Raw genomic sequence first — 17,408 nt, forward strand, 5'->3', positions numbered from 1 at the left:
TGCCATCTGGTGCAGTTGTTGACATTGATGTAAGCTGATCAGATGCCGACCCTGCCCGATCCGGTCACGCTTGCCATTCCGGCCTTTGTCCTGCTGATCTTCGCGGAAATGCTGGTTGCGCGACTAAAGGACCGGCGGCGCTATTGTCCGCGCGATACGCTGACCTCAATGACGCTGGGGCTGGGCAGTACGATTGCAGGGGTTTTGTCGGGCGGGCTGGTCTTTGCGATGGCGCTGTGGGTGTGGCAGTTCCGCCTCTTCGACATCGGCTGGCAATGGTACTGGTTCGCCCTTGCCTTCATTCTCGACGATCTGGCCTATTATGTCTTTCACCGCTCGGCGCATCGCATCCGCTGGTTCTGGGCAAGCCATGTCGTCCATCACTCCAGCCAGCATTATAATCTGTCGACCGCGCTCAGACAGACCTGGACGGGCTTCTTCTCGCTGACTTTCCTGTTCCGGCTACCGCTGTTCCTGATCGGCTTTCCGCCCGCAATGGTCTTTTTCGTGGCGGGCATCAATCTGGTCTATCAGTTCTGGATCCACACCGAAGCGATCGGACGGATGCCCCGCTGGTTCGAGGCGGTGATGAATACGCCGTCGCATCACCGCGTCCATCACGCCACCAATCCACGCTATCTCGATCGCAACTATGCAGGTGTGTTTATCGTTTGGGACAGACTGTTCGGCACGTTCGAACCGGAGCGCGAGGACGAAGCTCCACGCTATGGCATCGTCAAGAATCTTGGCAGTTTCAACGTGGCGTGGGCAGCGATCCATGAATGGGTCGGGATTGCCCGCGACCTGTGGCATGCTCCCGACTGGCGTGCCAGGCTGGGATATATGTGGCGCGAACCGGGCTGGAGCCACGACGGCAGTCGCGATACGTCTGATACGATCCGGACGCGCTGGCTGGCGCGACAGCAAGGGAAAGAGGCATCAGGGTGGAAGAAGCCGACATCGTCGTCGTCGGAGCCGGATCGGGGGGCAGTGCCGCCGCAGGCCGCCTGAGCGAGGGAGGACGGTATAGCGTGGCGGTGCTGGAAGCCGGTGGCCGCAACACCGGCTGGCGCACCCGGATGCCGGGCATGATGCCCTTTCAAAGCGACGCGACCAACTGGGCGTTCGAAACCGTGCCGCAACCGGGCCTGAACGGCAGACGCGGCTATCAGCCACGCGGGAGGGGGCTTGGCGGGTCCAGCGCGATTAACGCGATGCTGTATGTACGAGGCCATCCCTGGGATTATGATCAATGGGCGGCGCTGGGCTGTCCCGGCTGGGCATGGAAGGATGTTCTGCCCTGGTTCAAGGTGTGCGAGCACAATGTGCGCGGGGCGGATGCGTTTCATGGCGATGCCGGACCGCTCTGGGTCAGCGATCAGCAGGATGCCCATCCCGGTTCGCATGCCTTTATCGCCTCCGCGCAGCAGCTGCAGGTTCCGCACAATCCGGATTTCAACGGCGCGCATCAGGAAGGCGCGGGCCTGTATCAGGTGACGCAGAAGAACGGCGAACGCTGGACCGCGGCACGCGCTTATCTTGGCGACGGGAAGCCGCCTGCAAACCTGAATATCGTCACCGGCGCCCTGACCGAACATATCCTATTTGAGGATGGTCGGGTCTGGGGCGTCAGCTATCGTCGCGGCAGGCAACGCCACACCATCCGCGCGCGCCGCGCGGTGGTGCTGGCAGGCGGTGTGTTTCAGACACCGCAACTGCTGATGCTGTCGGGGATCGGGCCTGCGCGGCATCTCGCCGACCATGGCATTCGTCCTATGGTCGACCGGCCGGCGGTCGGCACGAATTTACAGGATCATCTCGACTATGTCGCGGCATTCGACTGCGCACGCGGCGATTTTCTGGGACGTCACATGAAAGCGCAGTTGCGCTCGCTGGGCGCGATGTGGCGCTGGATGCGATATCGCAGAGGCGCGATGACCACCCCCTATGCCGAAGCGGGCGCGTTTCTGCGCACCCGTCCCGATCTGCCCGCGCCCGACATCCAGCTCCATTTCCTGATCGCCATTGTCGAGGATCATGGCCGGGCGCCGGTGAAGACGCAGGGGTTCAGTTGCCATGCTTGCGTGCTGCGGCCCGAAAGCCGGGGAACGGTACGGCTGGCATCGTGCAATGCGCGCACTGCGCCGCTGATCGACCCCGGCTATCTGTCCGATCCGCGCGACATGCAGCGGATGCTGGACGGCGTGCGGATGATGTACCGCATATTGGAGGCTCCCGCACTCGCCGCCTATGGCCCGGTCGATCGCAATCCGATCGATATGAACGACGACGAGGCACTGGACCGGCTGATCCGCGCACGCGCCGACACCATCTATCATCCGGTGGGTACGGCACGAATGGGGTCGGATGCCGAGGCGGTGTGCGATCCGCAATTGCGGGTGCGCGGCGTCGAGGGACTGTATGTCGCCGATGCTTCGGTCATGCCGCGCCTTATCGGCGGCAACACCAATGCGCCCAGCATCATGATCGGTGCCCGCGCGGCGGAATTCATCAAGGCTGATCTCGCCCGCTAAACTCAACCCATAAAAAAGGGCCGGCGCAATGCCGGCCCAGGTCGTCCGCAGGAGGAACTTGGTTGGTGGGAGGCGACACCGCCGCCTCCCGGCAGGTAGGTCAGTTATAGGCACGTTCGCCATGTTCACCGAGGTCGAGGCCTTCCAGTTCGACCTCTTCGCTGACGCGAAGTCCGGTGACCGCCTTGGCAATCAGCACCGCAATGACCGTGGCAATCGCCGCCCAGGCAATGGCGACCAGCACGGCAATGATCTGAACGAAAACCTGATGGCCCATCGTTACCGATCCGTCACCGGGACCGCCGAACACCGGCTGATAGACGATGCCGGTGCCGATTGCGCCAATCATCCCGCCGATACCGTGTACGCCGAACGCGTCGAGCGAGTCGTCATAGCCCAGCTTCGGCTTCACCACGGAAACGAAGTAGAAGCAGACGAACGAGGCGACGGCGCCAAGAATGATCGCGCCGAACGGTCCGGAGTTGCCCGCCGCAGGCGTCACCGCGACGAGACCGGCGACGACACCCGAACACCAGCCGAGCGCAGAACCCTTATGTCCGGCCAGCCGCTCCGCGATCATCCAGAACAGGGCCGCCGAAGCCGTGGCGACGAAAGTGTTGATCATCGCCAGACCGGCGGTGCCGTCGGCCTGAAGCTCCGATCCGGCATTGAAGCCGAACCAGCCCACCCACAGCAGACCGGTGCCGACCATGGTCAGCGTCAGCGAGTGCGGCGGCATCGGCTCATTGGGATAGCCCTTGCGCTTGCCGAGGAAGAAGGAAGCGACCAGCGCCGAAACACCGGCGTTGATGTGCACCACCGTGCCGCCGGCAAAGTCGAGCGCACCCATCTTGAACAGCATACCGTCACTCGACCATACCATATGGGCGATCGGGAAATAGCCGATGGTCAGCCAGACGATGGCAAACACCATCACGGCAGAGAATTTCATGCGTTCAACCAGCGCACCCAGCACCAGCGCGACCGTGATCGCGGCAAAGGTCATCTGGAAACAGATGAACACATATTCCGAAATCTTGTCGTCGGAGAAGGTGTCGGCGAGACTGGACGGCGTAACGCCCGACAGGAAGAACTTACCCCAGCTGATGAAATCATTGCCGTGCGGACCGAATGCCAGGCCATAGCCGTACATCACCCAGATAACCATCGTCAGGCACGCGACCGCACCGATCTGGGTCATCGTCGACAGCATATTCTTTGACCGTGTCAGGCCGCCGTAGAACAAGGCAAGGCCGGGTACGATCATCATCAGGACGAGCAGGGTCGAGGTCATCATCCAGGCATTGTCGCCCGGATGCACCGTCGGCGTGGCAGCCGCCGCTGCGGGCGGGGCCTGAAGCGCGGTATCCTGCGCCCATGCCGGAAGCGCTGAGAGCAGCGCAAAGCCGGCGCCACTCAGCGCGCCGGCGATCTTGGTCAATCGTTTCATGCTACCCCCTTCGCTCACAGCGCGCTCTGATCGGTTTCGCCGGTACGGATGCGCACCGCCTGACCGACGTCGAGGACAAAAATCTTGCCGTCACCGATCGCGCCGGTGTTGGCCGAAGCCTGAATGGCCTCCACCACGCGCGGCGCAATATCGGCCGCGCACACCACCTCGATCTTGATTTTCGGCACCATGTTGGTGCTGTATTCCGCGCCGCGATAGATTTCGGTCTGGCCCTTTTGCCGCCCGAACCCTTTCACCTCGCTCACGGTCATGCCTGCCACGCCGACCTCTGTCAGCGCTTCACGCACGTCATCAAGCTTGAACGGCTTGATGATGGCGATGACTAGTTTCATGTCGCCCCCTCTAGGCTGATGTTCCCGAGGAGATATTCAGCAAAGCACGTGCCAAAATTGAAATACTGTGTTTACAGGCACTTTACCGAAACAAAATATTAGCAAAGGGTAAAAATTTGTGCAGATGCTAATATCTGCCTAAAAATCAGGCAGCGCCGTTCTTGATCCGCGACGCTTCTTCCAGATCGCTCTCGTCGACCATGACGCGCACCGGGATCAGGAACGAACTGCCATCGGCGATGCTGGTTTCGGCGTCGAAAGAAAAGGCTGGAATGCCCTCCGACTCCAGCCGCCCCTGCAGAATATGCGCTTCAAAGCGGTTGAACCGCCCCAGTTCGACCAATGCCATCAGGCAGGCACCTGATTGGGAACCCGCACCGGCAGGCCATCGATACTCTCCGTCCGGTCCGCCCATCTGGTGAGCCGTTCGGCATCGCTGCTACCCTTATGATATTTGGACAGTGTTTCGCGATCACGATCCAGTGTCATCATCGGTACGCCCCAGCCGCAGCTTGTCTGCACGGTCTGCACGTCAATCACGAAGATCTGCCGCGTACCCGGAAGCAGGGTGAAGTACTGCACAACTTCGGCCCAGTCGGGATCCTGCGGCAGAACAGCGCGGCCATGTCCGTAAAGCCGCAGGATCAGCGCGGGATTTTCAAACGCGCAAAACATGATCGTAATCCGGCCATCCGCGGCAAGATGGGCATGGGTTTCATTGCCAGATCCACCGACATCCAGATAGGCGGCCGTTCGCTGATCGAGCACGCGGAAACAGTCCATTCCCTTCGGGCTGCAATTGATCCGTGCACCTTCGGCAGCGGTGGCAATGAAAAAGACGGGCTGTTTCGCAATGAACGCCTGATGCTCATCGGTGATGCAGTCGAAAAAAGTGGCCATTGGAGCTCCTGACCGGCGGGACACTGCACTATCGTCCTGAAGCAGGTCTGTGGTCAATCTCCCAAAATGCTCGAGTGTTGCGACGTTCTACCAATTTTAGTATGAATTATTGACTATATTGATTCGATACGGATTTCACCATGTCTGAAAAACGTGCCTGGTATGAGGATATTGTCCTTCCCGCATTGTTACGTCATGCGCGTACCACCTATGGTTCTGCGATGCGCTTTGCGCTGGAGCAGGCAGGCTATGACGATGTTCCCAGAAACGGCCTGTACGTGCTGGGGGCGATGGCCCTGGGCGGTGAGGACGTGCCGCTCGGTGATATTATCCGTAGCCTGCATCTGTCCAAACAGGCCGCAGGGCAGCTGGTCGATACGCTGGTGATGCGCGGTTATCTGGAACGCGCGGTCGACCCTGAGGACCGCCGCAGGCTGGTGGTGACGCTGACGGAACGGGGCAAAGCGGCGGCCACCGTGCAGGGTGAAGCGCGTGACCGCATCGATACGGAGCTGATCGCCCGCGCCGGAGCCGATGATGTCGCGGTCCTGCGCCGCACGCTCGCCCAACTGATCGGCATCGGCCGGGAGGCGCAGAACGACCCGCAATAAGATGCCCGGCACCACAAGCCTCGCCCATTTCTACATCGCGGTACCGCCGACCGTCAGGCCGTCGACCAGCAAGGTCGGCTGTCCGACCCCCGCGGGCACCGTCTGCCCGCCCTTGCCGCACATGCCGACGCCCTCATCGAGCGCAAAGTCGTTGCCGATGCCCGTTACCCTGGTCAGTACGGTCGGACCGTCCCCGATCAGCGTCGCGCCCTTGATCGGTGCGCCCAGCTTGCCGTTTTCGATCTTATAGGCTTCGGTGCAGGAAAAGACGAACTTCCCCGACACGATATCGACCTGCCCGCCGCCGAAGCTCTTGGCATAGATGCCGTTCTTCACCCGCGTCATCAGTTCGTCCGGATCGTCGTTACCGGCCCGCATGAAGGTGTTGGTCATGCGCGGCATGGGCGCATGTTCGAACCCCTGACGGCGCCCGTTGCCGGTCGGTTCCGCCCCCATCAGCCGGGCATTGAGCCGATCCTGAATATAGCCCTTCAGGATACCGTCCTCGATCAGCACATTCTCCCGCGTCGGCGTGCCCTCATCATCGATCGACAGCGAACCGCGCCGGTCGGCGATCGAACCGTCATCGACCACGGTGACGCCCGGTGCGGCAACGCGTTCCCCGATGCGCCCGGAAAACACGCTGGAGCCCTTGCGGTTGAAATCGCCCTCCAGCCCGTGCCCGACCGCCTCGTGGAGCAGCACACCGCACCAGCCGGGACCGAGCAGCACCGGCATCACACCCGCAGGGGCATCCACCGCCTCCAGATTGACCAGCGCCTGTTCCAGCGCCTTGTCGATCGCCCGGTTCCAGGTTTCGGGTTCGAGCAGCCGGCCATAAACCGCACGACCACCGGTGCCGAACCCGCCGGATTCGCGCCTGCCGTTCGCTTCGACGGTAATGTTGACGTTAAGCCGGGTGAGCGGGCGGATATCGGTGGCGATGAAGCCGTCGGGGCGAACGATCTCCACCACCTGCCAGCTTCCCAGCAGACTGACCGAGACCTGACAGATGCGCGGATCGCGGGCACGCGCGGCAGCGTCGATGGTCTGGCACAGATTGACCTTGTCCGCGAAGGGCACGAGATCGAGCGGGTCGGCATCGGTATAGAGATGCCGGTTATTGTGGCGCGGCGGCGGTGCCTTTGCCCCCTTGGCCGGGTCGATCAGCGCCATGGTCGCGCCTGCGCGCCGGATTGCCTCGGCACTGATGTCGTTGGCATGGGCAAAGGCAGTCTGTTCACCGGACACCGCGCGCAGGCCGAAACCCGAATCGGTGGTGAAGGACGCGTCCTTCAACCGCCCGTCATCGAAACGAAATGCCTCCGCCTTGCGATATTGCAGATAGAGTTCGCCGTCTTCGGCACCCGCCAGTAATTCGCCGGTCAGGCGTTGGGCGGTATCGGGGTCCAGCGTATCGCGATAAAGAAAGGCGCGCGGATCGGGGGAATTGGTCATACCCGCCGATATAGGAGGCTCAACGGCCCGCGCCATCCCCATGATCGGGAAGCTGTGCCTGATCCGCACCATCGGCCGGGCCGCCGATCAGAATGTAGCGGCGGTCGCAATAGCCGCAATCGACATAGCCGGTTTCGTCGATCTGCAACCAGACGCGCGGATGGCCGAGCGCTGGCGCAATCTCTCCGGCGCCGTCACAGGCGATGCGGGTCTTGTCGGTGCGGATCGTTTCGGGCGGCGGGGTCATAAAAATTCCGATAGCAATGGTGTTCGCGTGCTGCAATCGTCCTTGTCGCAATAATTCCACCCTCGAAAGGCTTGCGTCGGCGCGCCGGTAGCCGCATCTGAACAACCATGAGCGAAGCAGCAATCGATATCGAAGGCCTGTCCAAAATCTATGCAGGCGGGAAACAGGCGCTGGACGGCGTGACGTTTCAGGTGCCGCGCGGACAGATTTTCGGACTGCTCGGCCCCAATGGCGCGGGCAAGTCGACGCTGATCAACATCCTTGCCGGGCTGGTCAACAAAACCGGCGGCCGCGCTTCGGTCTGGGGCTTCGACATCGACGCGCACCCGCGCAATGCGAAGGCCTCTATCGGCATCGTCAATCAAGAGATTACCTTCGACCCGTTTTTCACGCCTGCCGAAACGCTGGAGATTCAGGCCGGACTGTGGGGGGTGCCCAGGAAGAAGCGCCGGACGATGGACCTGCTGCGCGCCATGCATCTGGAGGACAAGGCCGACGCCTATTCGCGCACCCTGTCGGGCGGCATGAAACGACGGCTGATGGTGGCCAAGGCAATGGTCCATAATCCGCCGGTGCTGGTGCTCGACGAGCCGACCGCGGGCGTCGATATCGAATTGCGCCAGCAGCTCTGGGCCTATGTCCGCAGCCTGAACGATCAGGGTGTGACGGTGGTGCTGACCACCCATTATCTCGAAGAAGCCGAAGAATTGTGCGACCGGATCGCGATCATCAACCATGGCAAGCTGATCGCCAATGAACCCACCCGCACGCTGGTCAACATGGCCAAGGAAAAGCTGGTCGAAGTGACGGTCGATCGCGATGTCCCCTCGACTCCGGAAAATCGCTGTTTCCAGAAGATCGAACTGACCGCGCCGCGCACACTGGCCATCACCTATCACAAGGATCAGGTGAATGCGGGCGAAGTGCTCGCCGCCGTGCAGGATGCAGGATATGGCATCGTCGATGTTTCCACGCGCGAGGCGGATCTGGAGGATGTGTTCCTGAACCTGACGCGCGCCGCCGCCTGACCCCCGGCCAGCGCAGCATTCTTGCCGCTCGCCGGACTTTGGGCTTAACTGAATGATCCTGCGGGAGAAGCGGCACCGCCCTCCCCATCCCTGACGGAGCACATCGTGTCCGATATTCAGCATTCCAGCGACATCCTTATCATCGGGTCGGGTGCGGCCGGGCTGACGGCGGCGCTCAATCTGGCCGATCGCTTTCAGGTGACGGTGCTGGCCAAGGGGCGGATGAACGAAGGCTCCACCGCCTGGGCGCAGGGCGGGATCGCAGCGGTGCTCGAACCCGGCGATACGTTCGACAGCCATATCGAAGATACGATGGTCGCGGGTGCGGGACTGAATAACCGCGCGGTGGTGGAAATGGTGGTCGAGGGCGCACCCGCCGCGATTGCCCGCCTGATCGAACTGGGCGTGCCGTTCAACAAGGAAGCGGGCGTACTGCACCTGACGCGCGAAGGCGGCCACAGCCATCGTCGGATCGTGCATGTCAACGATGCGACCGGCTGGGCGGTGCAGGAGGCGCTGCTGAATGCTGCGATCGCCCATCCCAATATCCGGCTGGTGCCCGACCGGGTGGCGATCGATCTGGCCACCAGCCGCCATGAAACCCGCTATTCGGGCGCGGGCAATGTCTGGGGTGTCTATGCCGCCAATCGCCAGACCGGGCGGGTGGAGCTGTTCACCGCGCGCGCCACGGTACTGGCGACCGGCGGGGCGGGACGCACCTACCTGTTTTCCACCGCGCCGCGCGGCGCCACCGGCGACGGCATTGCGATGGCATGGCGGGCGGGCGCGCGCGTCTCCAACATGGAAATGATGCAGTTTCACCCCACCTGCCTCTATAATCTGGAGGTCAAGAACTTCCTGATTACCGAGGCGGTGCGCGGCGAAGGCGGGCATCTGCTGCTGCCCGACAACGGCTATCGCTTCATGCCCGATTTCGACGCGCGCGCCGAACTGGCGCCGCGCGACGTGGTGGCGCGTGCGATCGACCATGAGATCAAGCGGCTGGGCCTTGATTATGTCCATCTCGACATCGCCCATCGCGGGCCGGAGTTCGTGAAGGAGCATTTCCCGACCATCCATGCCAAGCTGCTGACGCTGGGCATCGACATGACGCAGCAGCCGATCCCGGTGGTGCCCGCGCAGCATTATACCTGTGGCGGCGTGGTGGTGGACCGCGACGGGCGGACCGACCTGCCCGGCCTGTATGCGGCGGGCGAGGTCACGCAATCGGGGCTGCACGGCGCCAACCGGCTGGCCTCCAACTCGCTGCTCGAATGTTTCGTGTTCGGCGAAGCGGCGGCAAAGCATATCGACCAGTGCTGGGACGATCTGCCGCCCCCTCCCCCCATTCGAGCCTGGGACGAAAGCCGCGTCACCGATTCCGACGAAGAGGTGGTCATCAAGCAGAACTGGACCGAAATCCGCCGCTTCATGTGGAACTATGTCGGCATCGTGCGCTCGACCAAGCGGCTGGAACGCGCCGCCCACCGCATCAAGATGCTGACCGACGAGGTGGAGGATTATTACGGGCATTTCCGCGTCACCCCCGACCTGATCGAACTGCGCAACCTGTTGCAGGCGGCGGACCTGATCGTGCGGTCGGCGCTGCATCGCAAGGAAAGCCGGGGGCTGCATTATACGCTCGACTATCCCGACCTGCTGCCCGAAGCGGTCGATACCGTGCTGGTGCCCTGACACCCCGACAAGGGCCGGCGGTTCGTGCTGGTCCGGGACGACAGGCATGAGGTATCATCCGCTGCATCGACTCCGCAGTTAGGGATTGAGGCCATGATCGATATCGACTTTCACACGCGCGGACTTGCCATTTTGCGCCCCGAAGGCGCGCTTTCCAAAAGCGATTTCGAGGCGCTGGCCCGCGCGATCGACACGCATATCAACGAAACCGACACCATCCCCAATCTGGTGATCCGGGTCGACAGGCTGCCGCACTGGGACAGTATCGGCGCGCTGTCGCAGCATCTGCACCTTATCCGGGAACATGGCGCCATCATCGCCAAGGTCGCGGTGGTGGGCGATTCCCCGTTGTTGACGCTGGCGCCCGAAATTGCGGGGCATTTCGTCAAGGCGACCATCCGGCGCTTCCCGGCGGACAAGTTCGAGGCGGCGAAAGCATGGGCGCTGGCGGCGGACGACGATCCCGGCCGGTTCGAGGAAATCGACGGCCTGCCCGCCGACGTGATCGCGATCCGCGCGGTCGGGGTGATTACCGCGCAGGATTATCGCGACACGCTGATCCCGATGGTCGAGGCGAAGCTGAAAACGCATGACACGATCAAATGCCTGGTCGTGCTGGACAGCGACTATGCGGCCTATTCGGGCGACGCGGCGTGGGAGGACATGAAGCTGGGCATCCGCCACTGGAACGCGTTCCGGCGCATCGCGGTGGTCAGCGATATCGGCTGGATCGTGAAGGCGGTGCGGCTGTTCGCGCCGATCATGCCGGGCGCGGTGAAGACGTTCCCGGTGGCGGAACTGGACGCGGCAAAGGCGTGGGTGGTGCGGTAAGCCCCGCGCGATTGCCGGGATGGAACGGCGGCGGTGACGTGACGCAGGGGACGCGCGCGGCGGAAGTTGCGGAAGTTGCGGCTACGTCCCCACTCCCTTCCCCCGCACGTCATGCGCCGCCGTCCGCATCGGTATCGCCGTCGTCGTCATCAGCATCGGTATAGGTGCGCCAGTCGTCGCACGCGCGCGCATTATCCGCCTTGCGCGCGGCGTTTTCGGCGATCCATGCCTGTTGCTGTTCGCGTTCGGTGACGAAATGCGGTTCAAGGTCGAGCGGGTCGCGCGAGGGCATGGGTGTGCCGAACGCTTCGGCATAGGCATCTTCGGCGACGCGGCCCAGCGCATGGGTAAGGGCAATCGCTTCGCCGTCGGGGCGGCGGCGCGCCTCCATCAGGTCGAGCCAGGCGCCGTAACGCGCGGGGTCGCGATAGCGCAGCATGAACATGGTCAGCCGCTCGTCATAATAGCGGCGCTCGCCAATCTGTTCGCCCTGATAGAAAACGGGCCGCGCCACACCGTTGATCGCGCGCGAAAAGGCAGCGTCGGACAGGCGGCGAACGGCATAGTCGAGCGCGGCATCCCATGCCACGCGAAACGACTGCGCATCGATGCGGCGACGCAGCGCATAGGCGGACGTCACCGACATGCCGACACGACCGCAGGCATGATCGACACAGCCGCATTCGGCCAGCGCCTCGATAAAGGCGACCTGTTTTTCCGGTGCCCAGCCGTCATGGCGCGCACGCACCGGCACGGGTTCGAAATCGGTTTCGAAGGCGGGAACATCGTCCTCCGCCTCTTGCGGGATGGGGGTTCTGCCATGGGTCATCCGAGATGATGGAGCAGATTTAGGCGGTGTAGGACAGGTCGGTCGCGGGCGTGTTGGACAATGTTGGCTTTGGGTGTGGCGGATGGGCATCCAACAGCATTTGCGGCGGCCTTCGCGCTGGCCATGGCATCGGCGGGCGCGTAGGCAGGCGGCGAACCAAGCCATGAGGAAATCAGATGAGCGACGACAGCTATGTCTATGACGAGGTGAGCGGGGAATGGCTCCCCGCAAGCGAGGTTGCGGCCAGAGCAGCGGAAGCGGACGAAGACGCCGTTGTGGTACGCGACGCGGTGGGCAATGTGCTGAACGACGGCGATCAGGTGACGCTGATCAAGGATCTGACGGTCAAGGGCGCGGGCCAGACACTGAAGCGGGGCACGCTGATCAAATCGATCCGGCTGACGGGCGATGCGCAGGAAATCGATTGCAGGTTTGAGGGCATCAAAGGGCTGGTGCTGCGCGCGGAGTTTGTGAAGAAGCGGTAGGGCGGATCGCCATTCAGCCCTGATGCCTGAAAATGCCGGGCTGGCGGTCGCGGCGGACCAATCGCGAGCATCGGCAAGGGGGCGGCACAGGCGCTGGAAGTGGCGCAGGGTCGGTATCATTATTGAGCGCATGACAATCTTAGCGCAAATCTGTATATTGCGCGCATGGCACAGATGAACGTCTCGCTTCCCGATCAGCTTAAAGGCTGGGCCGAATCCCGCGTCGCCGAGGGGCGCTACAGCAGCACCAGCGACTATGTCCGCGATCTGGTGCGGCGCGATCAGGAGCGCGAGGAAGCGCGCCGGCGGTTACAGGCGGCGATCGACGAGGGGCGTGCCTCGGGCGTGAGCGAGCGCAGTATTGAAGACATTATCGAGGATGTGCGCCAGCGCCGCGCAGGATGACGCCGGTAGAACTCAGCGAAGCCGCCGACACCGATATCGAGGAAATCCTGCTCTACGGGATTGAGCGCTTCGGTGTGGAGACGGCCGAAGCCTATGTGCGCGGTTTTGACGATTGCTTTGACCTGATATCAGACCATCCGGCAATCGGTGCGGTGCATGAAACGGTGCGGCCCCCGATTCACAGCCTGCCGCATGGCAGCCATCGCATCTATTATGATGTGTTGCCGGACCGCATTGTGGTCCGCCGCGTGCTGCACAAGGCGATGGATGTGGAGCGGTGGCTGTAGCGAGGAGGCCAGAGGCGCTGGGCGACATTCTGTCAGGCTGGCAGTCGTTCCGGACCAATCGCGTGCAAACCGGGTTAGCGGCACAGGCGACACACAGGCGGGCGGTGTGGCGCAGTGCCGGCATCATTGTTGAATTAAGTATACTGCCCCCGGAACACCTCTTATATCGTTGTATTCTTGTTTTACGCCATCGCGCACAATAGCTAAGCTAACAAAGAACTCGTCGCAATAAGAACCTTTCGCGCGACGAACTGAGCAAGCTCAATATCGAATATAAGAAATCCCGCCTCTTCGCTGAAGGGCAATATCATTTCGCCCGACTGATTTTCTCCATCCTTGGTATGTACAATTCTGCATCTAAAATTGTAAATTCGATCTGCCACGTCGTTACGAAGATCGGCCCCCTCATTTGACAGAGGGATTCGATGTATTCCGCTTTTTGGCTTTCCTCGAAAAAATGCGGACCGGTCTTCGTCCTCATCAAAAAAAGTTCGAAGTTCTTCAGCATTCAAGCACTCATTTACGGTGGCACGCAGTTGCGATCGCTCGTCCCCGATACCCCCAGAACGACTTACCGAAATCGCCGACAATAAGCGAGCGACGTCGCTATCTCTATCGGCGCGGAACGTGGGATCCTTAAGCAGAAGTGCAATCTTCCTTCGCGCTTCAGCTTTGGAAAATGTCGGAAAGAAGAATTCAATGCACTGGTAGAATGCTAAAAATTGTAGGAGCGGCATACTTCGTGCTGAGCGAGCATACCAGTACAAAGAAAGAGGGGCATCATCATATTCAGCGGTAGGATATTGTAATTCTATTGCCCGCACCTTCCGGCTAATAGGACGAAATCGTCTAACTCTTTCTCGCTCAAGCATGAAGGATGCATCAAAGGCCAAATCCATCTGAAAAAGAAGACCATTTGCATACTTGTTTAATATGTCGAGCGCTTGTTCATGGCAAGAAACGCTCAGATTCTCCAAGCGTAGCGTTGGCCGCCCAAAAGATCCCGGCAATTGTACGAGGGCAGCAAACTCGTCGGAAGAGTTTCCAATTCGATATGTGGGCCGTCCTTGAGCTTCGTCACCCGGTTCGAGTACAAACTCATAATCTTCAGCTTCTTTTCCGGTCAACCTCGCCATTCGGCGTAGGATAGCCATCGTTGACACTGGGATACCTCTGACCCCGGCTTCAATAAAGCCATCCTCATAGGAACAGATTGCTTCGAAACCTTGGAGGAACACGAATTTCTCGAAAGGAACTTGCAGCAACCTCTCAAGTCTATCGCCAGTCGCTCCAACCCATCGTTTCGCTCGACCTGACGGCAAACCGACAGAGGTGTATGTCACCCCATCGTCTTCAAACGACCGCGTGCGTATTTCGATCTTCGCGGCCTCACATCGCTTTTTAAGTTCCGCGAGGGATTCTTGAGCACCCCCTGTGTCTTCCTCAAGCTCAATTAGCTCTTCTGCAATTAGTTCTGAATCGGAACTGCTGTCGCTCATGCCATCGCTCCCTCGTAACGGTTCAAGTTGAGCATCTCAGGCAGCATTTCTCAAGGCGTTCCAGGGGTCGCACGTTTGGATCGTGCCTTGTGGCGCCTAGCCGACACAGGCGATGGGGCAGCGGTCGTGGATGACTTCGCGGACATCGTCGCCACATGCGCGCATCCGGCCGACCCTCACGGGCGCAGCATCCGGCGGAGCGGATCAGTGCTGTCGAACCACGCCGCGACCGCCGGACCGCTCCGGAGAGCAGGAACGGCGCGTCCGCGGCGGGCATGGGGTCAGTCCTCGGCGGGGATGTAGAGGTCGCCGCCCTGGCGGTATTTCTCTGCCATCTGTTCCATGCCTGCTTCAGCGTTTTCGGGGGTCGCAGACTGCCCTCCCCCGGCCCCTCCCGCAGGCGGGAGGGGAGCAGAAGCCAGATAGCTGTCGCTGTTCTGCTTTGCGGCGAAGTCGCGCACTTCCTGCGTGATCTTCATCGAGCAGAATTTCGGGCCGCACATCGAGCAGAAATGCGCGGTCTTGGCGCCTTCTGCCGGGAGGGTCTGGTCGTGATATTGCTCCGCTGTGTCGGGATCGAGCGACAGGTTGAACTGGTCGCGCCAGCGGAATTCGAAGCGGGCGCGGCTGAGTGCGTCGTCGCGCAGCTTGGCCGCCGGATGCCCCTTCGCCAGATCGGCGGCGTGGGCGGCGAGCTTATACGTCACTACGCCGACCTTCACGTCGTCGCGGTCGGGCAGGCCGAGATGCTCCTTGGGCGTGACGTAGCAGAGCATCGCGGTGCCGTACCAGCCGATCATCGCGGCGCCGATGCCGCTGGTGATATGGTCATAGCCCGGCGCGATGTCGGTGGTTAGCGGGCCGAGCGTGTAGAAGGGAGCTTCACCGCAGCTTTCGAGCTGCTTGTCCATATTCTCCTTGATCTTGTGCATCGGCACATGGCCGGGGCCTTCGATCATCACCTGAACATCCTGATCCCAGGCGCGCTTCGTCAGCTCGCCCAGCGTGTAGAGTTCGGCGAACTGCGCCTCGTCATTGGCATCGGCGATGGAGCCGGGGCGCAGGCCATCGCCGAGCGAATAGGCGACGTCATAGGCCTTCATGATCTCGGTAATCTCGTCGAACTTCTCATAGAGGAAGCTCTCCTTGTGATGCGCGAGGCACCATTTCGCCATGATCGAGCCGCCGCGCGACACGATGCCGGTGACGCGCTTTGCGGTCATCGGGACATAGGGCAGGCGGACGCCCGCATGGATGGTGAAATAATCGACGCCCTGCTCCGCCTGTTCGATCAGCGTGTCGCGGAAGATTTCCCAGGTCAGATCCTCGGCAATGCCGCCGACCTTTTCCAGCGCCTGATAGATGGGGACGGTGCCGATGGGGACGGGGCTGTTGCGGATGATCCATTCGCGTGTGTCGTGGATGTTGCGGCCCGTCGACAGGTCCATGACGGTGTCGGCGCCCCAGCGGGTGGCCCAGACCATCTTGTCGACTTCGGCGGCGACGTCGGACGCGACGGCGGAGTTGCCGATATTGGCGTTGATCTTCACCAGGAAGTTGCGGCCGATTGCCATCGGCTCGCTTTCGGGATGGTTGATGTTGCTGGGGATGATCGCGCGGCCGCGCGCGACCTCTTCGCGGACGAATTCCGGCGTGACGTGATCGGGGATGGCGGCGCCCCAGCTCTGGCCGTCGCGGGTGGCGGCGGCGTGCATCGCATCGCGGCCCATATTTTCGCGGAGCGCGACATATTCCATTTCGGGCGTGATGATGCCGCGCTTGGCATAGTGCATCTGGCTGACATTCATGCCGGGTTTGGCGCGCAGCACCTTTTTACGGACATTGGGGAAGGGCTGGACACCGCCCGAACGATCGGGGCCGGACAGGCCGTTATCCTCCGGCTTTACCTCGCGCTGGTCGACTTCTTCCACGTCGCCGCGTGCGCGAATCCACGGGCTGCGCAGTTCGGGCAGGCCCGCCATGATGTCGATCTTCGCATCGGGATCGGTATAGGGGCCACTGGGGTCGTAGACGCGCAGGGGTTCTTCATTGGCGCTCGGCTCCAGCGTGATTTCGCGCATCGCCACCTTGAGCGGGCCGACATGGACCTTGCGCGAGCCGCGAATGGGGCCGGTGGTGACTTTCATCTCGGTACGGGCGGGAATGTCTGCCATGGGGAGTGCCTTCTTTGCGAGGGGAACGGGTTAGATAACGGTGGCGCGGCCGGTAAGCCCGGCCAGGCCGATCAGGATGCCGAGGATGAGCGAGACGATCGCCCAGACGCGCGTATAGGGAATGGCGGCAAGGCCGATGCGCAGCACCGGACGCGGCACCGCGATCAGCAGCGCGCCCTCCGCCAGCGCCACCCAGCCGATCAGCGTGACGACGGTGGCGAGCGGATCGGTGAAGTGGGTGTGGACGATGGCCAGCGTCACGCCGATCGCGAACACCAGCACGCCCGTCAGCAATTGCAGCGCGGGCGAGGCGACGAGTTCGTCCATCATCTTCTGCCAGCGCTCGGGAGCCGCAAGCCCGCCGATGCCGGCGACGACCATGTAGAGGCCGAGCGCCTGCGCCAGATGCAATGTCAGGACGCTGATCGTGTCCAAAAGCGCCGTCGTCCTTTCGCTTCCCGGTCCGGCGGGAGGAAGGGCGGCGCGTTTCGGAACAAACGGGCTTTCCCTCCCTACGCCGGTGTCATCCGGATCAGGTTCTGCGGGTCGCGACCGTATCAGCCGCCTCTCAACCGCGTACGCGCGGTCCCCCGGGGATGGACCGGAGTCTAGTCGCTATGCG

The 17,408-nt window shown here is 61.9% G+C and carries 19 protein-coding genes and 1 riboswitch; of the genes, 9 read left to right on the forward strand and 10 right to left on the reverse strand.

From position 1 onward, the window contains the following. Nucleotides 1-42: 42 nt before the first annotated feature. Nucleotides 43-1,011, forward strand: coding sequence for a sterol desaturase family protein (locus FHR23_RS10715; RefSeq protein ID WP_184003741.1), 969 nt, complete (start codon nt 43-45; stop codon nt 1,009-1,011). Then, nucleotides 945-2,534 carry a GMC family oxidoreductase N-terminal domain-containing protein gene (locus tag FHR23_RS10720; protein WP_184003743.1) on the forward strand — a complete coding sequence of 530 codons (1,590 nt, stop codon included), beginning with the start codon at nt 945-947 and terminating at the stop codon, nt 2,532-2,534. Before FHR23_RS10715 ends, FHR23_RS10720 begins: the two co-directional genes overlap by 67 nt. 100 nt (nt 2,535-2,634) lie before the next feature. On the opposite strand, the gene FHR23_RS10725 is transcribed toward FHR23_RS10720, so the two are convergent. From FHR23_RS10725 to FHR23_RS10740, 4 genes are all read right to left on the reverse strand, one after another. Beyond that, nucleotides 2,635-3,984 (reverse strand): ammonium transporter, encoded by a 1,350-nt coding sequence (locus FHR23_RS10725; protein WP_184003745.1) that lies wholly within the window; start codon nt 3,982-3,984, stop codon nt 2,635-2,637. A 14-nt stretch (nt 3,985-3,998) separates the two neighbouring features. Further along, on the reverse strand, nt 3,999-4,337 hold the full coding sequence (locus tag FHR23_RS10730; protein WP_184003746.1) for a P-II family nitrogen regulator: 339 nt from the start codon (nt 4,335-4,337) through the stop codon (nt 3,999-4,001). Between the two features lie 145 nt (nt 4,338-4,482). Then, nucleotides 4,483-4,686 (reverse strand): putative signal transducing protein, encoded by a 204-nt coding sequence (locus tag FHR23_RS10735; RefSeq protein WP_184003748.1) that lies wholly within the window; start codon nt 4,684-4,686, stop codon nt 4,483-4,485. Next, the gene (locus FHR23_RS10740; RefSeq protein WP_184003750.1) at nt 4,686-5,237 is read right to left on the reverse strand and encodes a pyridoxamine 5'-phosphate oxidase family protein; all 552 of its coding nucleotides are present in this window, start codon (nt 5,235-5,237) and stop codon (nt 4,686-4,688) included. Before FHR23_RS10740 ends, FHR23_RS10735 begins: the two co-directional genes overlap by 1 nt. 140 nt (nt 5,238-5,377) lie before the next feature. On the opposite strand from FHR23_RS10740, the gene FHR23_RS10745 reads away from it, so the two are divergent. Beyond that, the gene (locus tag FHR23_RS10745) at nt 5,378-5,848 is read left to right on the forward strand and encodes a MarR family winged helix-turn-helix transcriptional regulator (RefSeq protein WP_184003752.1); all 471 of its coding nucleotides are present in this window, start codon (nt 5,378-5,380) and stop codon (nt 5,846-5,848) included. 30 nt (nt 5,849-5,878) lie between these two features. Here the strand turns inward: FHR23_RS10745 and tldD are convergent, their stop codons facing one another. Both tldD and FHR23_RS10755 read right to left on the reverse strand, forming a co-directional pair. Continuing rightward, nucleotides 5,879-7,306, reverse strand: coding sequence for a metalloprotease TldD (gene tldD, locus FHR23_RS10750; protein ID WP_184003754.1), 1,428 nt, complete (start codon nt 7,304-7,306; stop codon nt 5,879-5,881). Nucleotides 7,307-7,325: 19 nt separating this feature from the next. Continuing rightward, entirely contained in the window at nt 7,326-7,553 is a 228-nt protein-coding gene (locus FHR23_RS10755; RefSeq protein ID WP_184003756.1) for a zinc-finger domain-containing protein, read from the reverse strand. Between the two features lie 107 nt (nt 7,554-7,660). Between FHR23_RS10755 and FHR23_RS10760 the strand changes: the two genes are divergently transcribed. The 3 genes from FHR23_RS10760 to FHR23_RS10770 all read left to right on the forward strand — a co-directional run bounded on the left by FHR23_RS10760 (nt 7,661) and on the right by FHR23_RS10770 (nt 11,107). Next, the gene (locus FHR23_RS10760; RefSeq protein WP_184003758.1) at nt 7,661-8,581 is read left to right on the forward strand and encodes an ABC transporter ATP-binding protein; all 921 of its coding nucleotides are present in this window, start codon (nt 7,661-7,663) and stop codon (nt 8,579-8,581) included. A gap of 105 nt (nt 8,582-8,686) precedes the next feature. Then, nucleotides 8,687-10,276: an L-aspartate oxidase gene (nadB, locus tag FHR23_RS10765; protein WP_184003760.1), complete on the forward strand. Its 1,590-nt coding sequence runs from the start codon at nt 8,687-8,689 to the stop codon at nt 10,274-10,276. Nucleotides 10,277-10,369: 93 nt separating this feature from the next. After that, nucleotides 10,370-11,107, forward strand: a complete 738-nt coding sequence (locus tag FHR23_RS10770) for a SpoIIAA family protein (protein ID WP_184003762.1) — start codon at nt 10,370-10,372, stop codon at nt 11,105-11,107. 109 nt (nt 11,108-11,216) lie between these two features. Here FHR23_RS10770 and FHR23_RS10775 read toward each other — a convergent pair whose 3' ends face one another. Then, the gene (locus tag FHR23_RS10775) at nt 11,217-11,936 is read right to left on the reverse strand and encodes a hypothetical protein (RefSeq protein ID WP_184003764.1); all 720 of its coding nucleotides are present in this window, start codon (nt 11,934-11,936) and stop codon (nt 11,217-11,219) included. Between the two features lie 176 nt (nt 11,937-12,112). On the opposite strand from FHR23_RS10775, the gene FHR23_RS10780 reads away from it, so the two are divergent. From FHR23_RS10780 to FHR23_RS10790, 3 genes are all read left to right on the forward strand, one after another. Next, the gene (locus tag FHR23_RS10780; protein ID WP_184003766.1) at nt 12,113-12,421 is read left to right on the forward strand and encodes an alkylphosphonate utilization protein; all 309 of its coding nucleotides are present in this window, start codon (nt 12,113-12,115) and stop codon (nt 12,419-12,421) included. A gap of 165 nt (nt 12,422-12,586) precedes the next feature. Then, a complete protein-coding gene (locus FHR23_RS10785; RefSeq protein WP_184003768.1) occupies nt 12,587-12,826 on the forward strand; it encodes a type II toxin-antitoxin system ParD family antitoxin in 240 nt (79 codons plus the stop codon). Beyond that, nucleotides 12,823-13,113, forward strand: coding sequence for a type II toxin-antitoxin system RelE/ParE family toxin (locus tag FHR23_RS10790; RefSeq protein ID WP_184003770.1), 291 nt, complete (start codon nt 12,823-12,825; stop codon nt 13,111-13,113). Before FHR23_RS10785 ends, FHR23_RS10790 begins: the two co-directional genes overlap by 4 nt. Before the next feature lie 203 nt (nt 13,114-13,316). Here FHR23_RS10790 and FHR23_RS10795 read toward each other — a convergent pair whose 3' ends face one another. From FHR23_RS10795 to FHR23_RS10805, 3 genes are all read right to left on the reverse strand, one after another. Next, a complete protein-coding gene (locus FHR23_RS10795) occupies nt 13,317-14,612 on the reverse strand; it encodes a hypothetical protein (RefSeq protein ID WP_184003772.1) in 1,296 nt (431 codons plus the stop codon). Nucleotides 14,613-14,893: 281 nt separating this feature from the next. Further along, complete coding sequence (gene thiC / locus FHR23_RS10800; RefSeq protein ID WP_184003774.1) at nt 14,894-16,786, reverse strand: phosphomethylpyrimidine synthase ThiC; 1,893 nt, start codon at nt 16,784-16,786, stop codon at nt 14,894-14,896. A 30-nt stretch (nt 16,787-16,816) separates the two neighbouring features. After that, a complete protein-coding gene (locus tag FHR23_RS10805) occupies nt 16,817-17,221 on the reverse strand; it encodes a DUF2065 domain-containing protein (protein WP_184003775.1) in 405 nt (134 codons plus the stop codon). Between the two features lie 57 nt (nt 17,222-17,278). Continuing rightward, nucleotides 17,279-17,389: riboswitch (TPP riboswitch) on the reverse strand. Nucleotides 17,390-17,408: the final 19 nt, after the last annotated feature.

It is taken from the genome of Stakelama sediminis (genome assembly GCF_014199335.1).
Classification (GTDB): domain Bacteria; phylum Pseudomonadota; class Alphaproteobacteria; order Sphingomonadales; family Sphingomonadaceae; genus Sphingomonas; species Sphingomonas sediminis.